Raw genomic sequence first — 7,106 nt, forward strand, 5'->3', positions numbered from 1 at the left:
GCAAACCAGTGAGCGACGTCAAGAACCAAACGAGCTTTCGCATTCCGGAGGCTGGTTTTTGGGCCAGCGCTTGGAAGGTGGCCGCTGCGATCGGTGCTTTCGGCTTGGTTGTCGCGGGCGTTGGCTACGGCGTCGATCCAGAGCGTTTCGCGTTTTCGTACCTGTTCGCGTTCTGGCTGGCGTTGACGGTGGCCTTTGGCTCGATGTTCTTCGTGCTGATTCAGCACCTGACGGGAGCGGGATGGAGCGTGACCGTCAGGCGGACAGCCGAGTTTCTTACGCGTGGCGTCCCCGTGCTCATCGTACTTTTCCTGCCGGTAGCCGCATCGATGGACACGTTGTATCCTTGGTTGGAGCTCGACAAGGAACACGGTGTCGCGCACGCTCAAGAGCACGCAGCGCCTGAGGACGTGCACCCAGGCTCGGAGGGACACGCCGCCGCGCCGAGCCATGGTGGCGAGCACCACGACCCGGAGCATCTGGCGCATCACGCGATCATGGCCAAGAAGCACGCCTACCTGAACACCCCGTTCTTTGCAGTGCGAGCCATTCTGTATTTCGGGATCTGGTTCTGGATTGCGGGAACGTTGTTCCGGCGCTCTACGCAGCAAGATGAATCCGGCGACCCACAACTGACTGCGAAGCTCCAGCGCTTTGCACCGCTTGCGACGATCATACTGGCTTTCAGCATGACCTTCGCGGCTTTCGACTGGTTCATGTCGCTCATACCCAATTGGTATTCAACCATGTGGGGCGTGCACATGTTTGCAAGCTCGATCGTGATCATTCACGCCCTCATCATCGTCATCACGCTGTCGCTGCGCAATGCGGGACTCCTGGGCAATACGGTACACGTCGAGCACTATCATGATCTAGGAAAACTCCAGTTCGGTTTCTTGGTGTTTTGGGGCTATATTTCGTTCAGTGAGTTCTTCCTTATTTGGTATTCCGCGATTCCAGAGGAAACGGTTTTCTTTCATCTCCGTTGGGACAATCCCACTTGGCGCTGGGTGAGCATGAGCCTGGTGGTTTTGCATTTCATCATGCCGTTCTTTCTCATTCTGTCTCGCAACATAAAGCGGAATCTGCCTGTCCTCGGCTTTGGTGCGTCCTGGATCTTGGTGATGCACATCGTAGAGGGTTACTACATCGTCTTGCCGTTCTTTGGGGGGCCCGAGCTCGAGCTCAGCATGGTGTGGTTGGACCTGGCATGTGTTTTGGGAGTGCTGGGAGTGTATTTCGCCGTGGTGTTTCGAGAGATGCTTCGCCACAACCTGATCCCGATCAAAGATCCACGTCGAATCCGGGCGGAGCAGTTCGTGAACGCTTGAGGTAGTATCGAGCAGAGGCGATATGTCTGGTAGAGATCAAATGCTGATCTACCTGGGTGCTACGGTGGTCACCGTGGTGGGCTTGTTCACGCTGTACTTCTTCTACAGCAGCATGGTGGACCACCGGTGGCGCTCAGGCTGGAACGAAGCCCCGGTGCACCCGGCGCTGGCCGAAGTGCGGGCTCTGGAGGCGCAGCAGCTCGCCGGAGTAGAAGCCGTTGCGAAGGAGTTCGCGAACAAGGGGCGCTCGGCGTTTCCAATGGTGGCGCCCAAGCCTTCGAACGACCTCTCCGCTCTTTCCGGGTGGATCCGCTCTCCGAGCTTCAGGCCGGTTACGGCATTTCCCGACATGGGGCCTGCAGCGCCGGAGCGAGCGGCACCGGGACAAGCCACCTCCGCGAGCTCTGCGCCGGCGGCGGGGCAGGCGGATGTGCACGGTCGGCACCCAGGCCACTGATCCTGAGGTGACGCAGGAGGTCAACGCATGAGCAATTCGGGTTCCGGTTCTGTGGTGGTGCCTGCAACCATCGGGATGGTGATGGGGGCGTTCATCTTCGCGGGCCTCGTTGTCAGCTCGGGCCTCCCTTGGGTGCCGTCCGCGGAGGATACGCTGGCGGGTTACACACGCACGCAAGTCCGCGTGCTGGCTCCAGGCCAGGAGCAGGCCCTCGCGCCGGCGGAGCCCGCCAGCCCGGGTGAGCAGGTCTACGTCACCGTGTGTCAGGTGTGCCATCAAGCGAACGGCAAGGGCGTGCCGGGTGCCTTTCCTCCTGTCGCGGGCTCCGACTGGGTCACGCAGGACCCCGAAACTCCGATCAGAATCGTCCTCAAGGGCCTGCAGGGCGAGATCGACGTGGGAGGACAAAAGTTCAACGCGGTGATGCCTCCTCCTCCGGGTCTCGATGACGATCAGATCGCAACGGTGTTGACCTTCGTGCGTTCGTCCTTTGGAAACGCAGCGCCGGCGGTGGAGGCCTCGCAGGTCGCAGCGATACGCTCCGAGCTGGAAGCGCGCGTGGATCCTTGGACCGCCCGGGAGCTCGACGCGTTGCGATCCAAGACTGCCTCGCCGCCAGGGGAGTAGGTGTCGGCCGGCGTTCGGGAATTCGGGATCGTGACCTTAACTCCATTTCATTTTTCCATTGGATTCGGAATATCAGCGGCGGCCCACCTGCCGAGCCACTACCGCGCTTGCTTCGGGCTGAAGCCGTGGATCAGGTCTTGCCCGTGGTGACAAACTATGCTGATATCGCGTCGGTTCCAAAGACGACTGGCGTTAGGCCGGCGAATCGAGCGCCGCCCTCTTGTTGTTGATGTATTGCTCTAGGCTTAGCAGTAGGTGCGTGCCGCGTGTCTTGCCAGCGGGGCAGGCTTCACGTCGTGTGCAGCGAGTTTTCTTTACGTCTCTAGCTGGTGTCACCAGACGAGCCGAGATCACCAAGATGCGAACTACCATAATCCCGGCGGCTCTGGCCGCTGTAATGGCAGCTGGGTGCAGCAGCGGTGAGAAAGCCGAGGGAGCCACCGCAAGCGCCGAGCAGTGGTTCGAGCTGTGCACCCAGTGCCATGGTGCGGACGGGCTTGGAAGAAGAGAGTTTCAGGCTCCGGCGATCGCGGGGCTGCCGGACTGGTACGTCGAAGGCCAACTCACGAAGTTCAAGAGCGGGGCCCGGGGCACCCACCCCGACGATGTGTCTGGTATGCGCATGCGACCGATGGCAATCGAAATTGATACGGAGGCGGATATCAAGGCGATCGCCGCCTTGGTGGCCAAGATGCCGGCAGCCAAGCCGGCCCCCCTGCTAACCGGGGGTGACAAGCAGGCTGGTCAGGCCCTTTACACCCCCTGCACCGCGTGCCATGGACCCAAGGGAGCGGGCAACCCGCTCCTGAAATCGCCGCCCATCAACCGGGCGAGCGACTGGTATCTGCTGGCCCAATTGAAGAAATTCAAGGAGGGCGTGCGTGGCTCCGATCCACGCGATATCACGGGTGCGCAAATGGCGCCCATGGCCAAGGTCCTTGCCGACGAGCAGGCGATGCGCAACGTGGTCGCCTATGTGATGAGCCTGCAGTGAGCACAGCCAGGATGAAACAGCCAGTGTGTGACCCGGCTGCTGTGGGGTGCGGGTTCGCGATCCGTGCCCGCACCGGCGCTCAGCGGTCAGCTTTGTGCGCCTCGTACCCTTCGGAGGTCGTTCGCTATGGTTCAACAGTACCTTGATCAGGCTTCGTCCTATGCTGCGGACATCGACTTTGCGATCGACGTCATCACTTGGCTGACGGGGTTTTGGGGTACCCTGTGCATGGTGGTTTTCATTGGTTTCATCATTTTCTTTCGAGACAAGGGCCAGCGCGGTCAGTACATCTCAGGCGAGGAAAAGCACCAGACCCGATGGATTTCGATCCCGCACCTGCTGGTGCTCGTATGCGACGTCTATATCCTTGTTGTCGCCATTCAAGTCTGGGTGAACGTCAAGCAGACGTTGCCAGAGCCCGATCGAACGGTACGCGTGATCGCACAGCAGTGGGCGTGGAGCTTCGAGCATCCAGGGCCGGATGGTAAACTGGACACTCCGGATGACATCCGTACCGTCGACGAGCTCCGGCTCGAGGTGAACAAGACCTACCACTACAAGCTCGTCGCCCGGGACGTCATGCACAGTTTCTCCGTGCCGGTATTTCGCTTGACGCAAGACGCGATCCCCGGCCGGGTGATCACCGGCTGGTTCAAGCCGATCAAGACTGGGACCTACGACATTCAGTGCAAGGAAATGTGCGGGATCGGTCATGGACTGATGCCGGCTCGCGTGGTTATCGGAACTCCGGCACAGCACGCGAAATGGATGGCTTCCCGCACCAAAACCGCTTACGCAGCTTTGGACACCCGCTAGCGCCTGAGGAGTCGCGATGGCATACGAACAGCCCTCGAAGGAGTCCGTCGAGCAGGAAGCGCATCACGAGGAGCACCACGAGCCGCAAGGCTTCGTGTCCAAGTATCTGCTGTCGACCGACCATAAGATCATCTGTTTCCAGTACATGTTAACGGGCATGGCCATGGGCCTTATCGGCGCTTTCATGGCCTACGTGTTCCGCATGCAGCTCGCCTGGCCGGGCTCGGACGTGCCTTTTTGGGGGCAAGTCTCACCGGCGGAGTACAACGCCCTGGTCACAAACCACGGCACGATCATGATCTTCTGGGTCGCGATGCCGGTACTAATCGCGGCCTTCGGAAACCTCTGCATTCCGTTGATGCTCGGCGCCGACGATATGGTGTTTCCCCGCATCAACCGCCTCTCGTTTCAGGTCTTCTTCCTTAGTGCGGTCGTGCTGATCGCATCCTTCTTGGTGGAGGGGGGTGGCTTCGGCGGTGCCTGGACGGCCTATCCACCGCTTTCGGCCAAGGCGCACTACAACCTGACGCCTTTGGGCTCCACCCTTTGGGTGATCGCGGTGGGGCTGGAATTCGTGGCTTTCCTTCTGGGCGGTATCAATTTCGTGACGACGGCAATGAACGCACGCGCCCCCGGCCTGCGCATGTTCGATATGCCCATGGTCGTCTGGATGATCGTGATCGCCAGCATCTTGTTCATGGCGTCGGTGGGACCGCTGATTGCGGGCGCGGTCATGCTCGTGTTCGACCAAACGGTTGGCACGGGTTTCTACGACCCGGCAACCGGTGGCGACCCCGTGCTGTGGCAGCATTTGTTTTGGTTTTTTGGGCATCCCGAGGTGTACGTAGTGCTGCTGCCTGCGGTGGGGATCAGCTTGGATATCATCCCCACCTTCTCCCGCAAGAAGCTCTTCGGCTACAAGACGATCCTGTACACGGCGATCGCGACGGGGGTGCTGAGCTTCTTTGTCTGGGCGCACCACCAGTTCGTGTCCGGCATCGACCCGCGCATGGCGAACATCTTCACCGTCACGACGGTGCTGATCTCGGTGCCGCTCGCCGAAATGACCTTCGCGGTCATTGCCTCGCTGTACGGCGGAAAGATCCAACTTACGACACCGATGCTGTGGGCTCTGTCCTTTTGGGCCGAGTTCATCATCGGTGGCATTACAGGGATCTTCTTGGGTGCGAGCGGCGCAGATATCTATTTCCACGACAACTACTTCGTCCTGGCCCACTTCCACTACACGTTTTATCCCATTGCGATCATCGGAACCTTCGCCGGTTTCACTTACTGGTTCCCGAAGATGTTCGGACGCATGATGAACGAGGCCCTGGGCAAGATTCACTTCTGGGTCAGCATTACCTGTTATAATGCCATCTTCTTTCCCCTGTTCTTCTTGGGTCTAGCGGGCCAACACCGTCGCATCTATAGCTATGAGCACTTCCCCGAGCTGGCTTTGCCCGAGTACCAAGCCATTCGTGAATTCGCCACCACTGCGTTGATCATCATGCTCTTGGCTCAGGGAGTGTTCTTCTTCAACTGGGTCTGGAGCATGTTCAAGGGCAAGCCTGCCGGCAAGAATCCTTGGAAGGCCAATACCCTCGAGTGGACTACCGAGTCACCACCCGGACACGGAAACTGGCGCCACGGTGAGTTCCCGAATTGCTACCGCGGGCCATACGAATACAGCCCCGAAGGCCGGGAGGACGATTACTGGCCGCAGAACGAGCCTCCCGAAGGACATGAGGAGCGTGTCAAACCAGCAGCTGCGCCTGCCTAGTGCCTTCCCAGCTCTTGGAGCGACAGGGACTTGGAGCGACAGGGACTTGGCAACGCGCATTGAGCCGTATACGAACGTGGTCCCAGCGGAATTGGTTCATGAGGAAAGATAAACCATGAGCGCAGCAGTTCGACCGATGGCTAACTTGCGCAGCGCCAGCGGCATTCCCACCGGCCGTTTGGGTGTGTGGTGGGTGATCGCGTCCGAGATCGTGATCTTCGGCGGGCTGCTCGCCTCCTACATCATGCACCGCCTCGGACACCCGGAGTTCGGGGACTATGCTGCGCACACGAACACGTGGCTCGGGGGCTTCAACACCTTCGTGCTGTTGACTTCAAGCCTGTCGGCGGTGCTTGCCCACCACGAAGCCCAGCGCAAGAACGGCCAAAAGGCCTTCGTGTACCTGTGGTATACGATCGGGGGCGGCGCCACCTTCATCGTTGTCAAGGCATTTGAATGGACCGCGGAGATCCAGGCTGGATACACGATCACCGCAAATGCCTTTTGGGGCTTCTACTACACCGCCGCGGGCCTGCACGCGTTGCATGTGATCGCTGGAATGGTCTGTCTGGCCTTCGTTTCGTTCGATGCCAGAAAGAACGAAGAGCTGCATCGCGTCGAGCTGATCGGGAATTATTGGCACTTCGTCGACATTGTTTGGATTTTCCTGTTCCCCCTTCTCTACATTGCAAAATAGTGGCTAGCGTGAAATAGGCTCGATATGACGCAAGTAGAATCACATGCGGAGACCCATGATGAGCACGGTGCGGCCTACTATGTGAAGATCTGGGCTGTCTTGCTGGCGTTGCTCATCGTCAGCATCGTGGGACCGATGTTTGGCATCAAGCTGCTGACCCTAGCCACGGCGTTTGGCATTGCGGTGGTGAAGGCCTACCTGGTGGCAAGGAACTTCATGCATCTAGCGATCGAGAAGAAATACATCGTGTACCTGTTGTGCACGACGATCGCGTTCATGTTTCTGTTCTATGCAGGTACTTCGCCCGACATCATGCAGCATCAAGGGCGCCTGTGGCAAAACGTGGCCGCCGAGAAGGAAGTTCAGCGCGCGCTAGGTGCCGGTCACGGAGAGGGCGGCGA

General features: G+C 59.4%; 8 protein-coding genes. All 8 read left to right on the forward strand.

Features of this window, described 5'->3' with window-relative positions; translation table 11 throughout:
* Nucleotides 1-8 precede the first annotated feature (8 nt).
* Nucleotides 9-1,331: a hypothetical protein gene (locus MJD61_19745; protein MCG8557497.1), complete on the forward strand. Its 1,323-nt coding sequence runs from the start codon at nt 9-11 to the stop codon at nt 1,329-1,331.
* Nucleotides 1,332-1,353: 22 nt separating this feature from the next.
* Nucleotides 1,354-1,788, forward strand: a complete 435-nt coding sequence (locus tag MJD61_19750) for a hypothetical protein (GenBank protein MCG8557498.1) — start codon at nt 1,354-1,356, stop codon at nt 1,786-1,788.
* Between the two features lie 27 nt (nt 1,789-1,815).
* A complete protein-coding gene (locus MJD61_19755; protein MCG8557499.1) occupies nt 1,816-2,415 on the forward strand; it encodes a cytochrome c in 600 nt (199 codons plus the stop codon).
* A 397-nt stretch (nt 2,416-2,812) separates the two neighbouring features.
* The gene (locus MJD61_19760) at nt 2,813-3,409 is read left to right on the forward strand and encodes a cytochrome c (protein ID MCG8557500.1); all 597 of its coding nucleotides are present in this window, start codon (nt 2,813-2,815) and stop codon (nt 3,407-3,409) included.
* Between the two features lie 126 nt (nt 3,410-3,535).
* The gene (locus MJD61_19765) at nt 3,536-4,225 is read left to right on the forward strand and encodes a cytochrome C oxidase subunit II (GenBank protein MCG8557501.1); all 690 of its coding nucleotides are present in this window, start codon (nt 3,536-3,538) and stop codon (nt 4,223-4,225) included.
* Between the two features lie 94 nt (nt 4,226-4,319).
* Complete coding sequence (locus MJD61_19770; GenBank protein MCG8557502.1) at nt 4,320-6,008, forward strand: cbb3-type cytochrome c oxidase subunit I; 1,689 nt, start codon at nt 4,320-4,322, stop codon at nt 6,006-6,008.
* Nucleotides 6,009-6,123: 115 nt separating this feature from the next.
* Nucleotides 6,124-6,705, forward strand: coding sequence for a cytochrome c oxidase subunit 3 (locus MJD61_19775; protein ID MCG8557503.1), 582 nt, complete (start codon nt 6,124-6,126; stop codon nt 6,703-6,705).
* A 24-nt stretch (nt 6,706-6,729) separates the two neighbouring features.
* Nucleotides 6,730-7,106: cytochrome C oxidase subunit IV family protein (locus MJD61_19780; protein ID MCG8557504.1), on the forward strand; the 377-nt coding region annotated here is incomplete at its 3' end.

The sequence above is a fragment of the Pseudomonadota bacterium genome, from assembly GCA_022361155.1.
Classification (GTDB): Bacteria; Myxococcota_A; Polyangia; order Polyangiales; family JAKSBK01; genus JAKSBK01.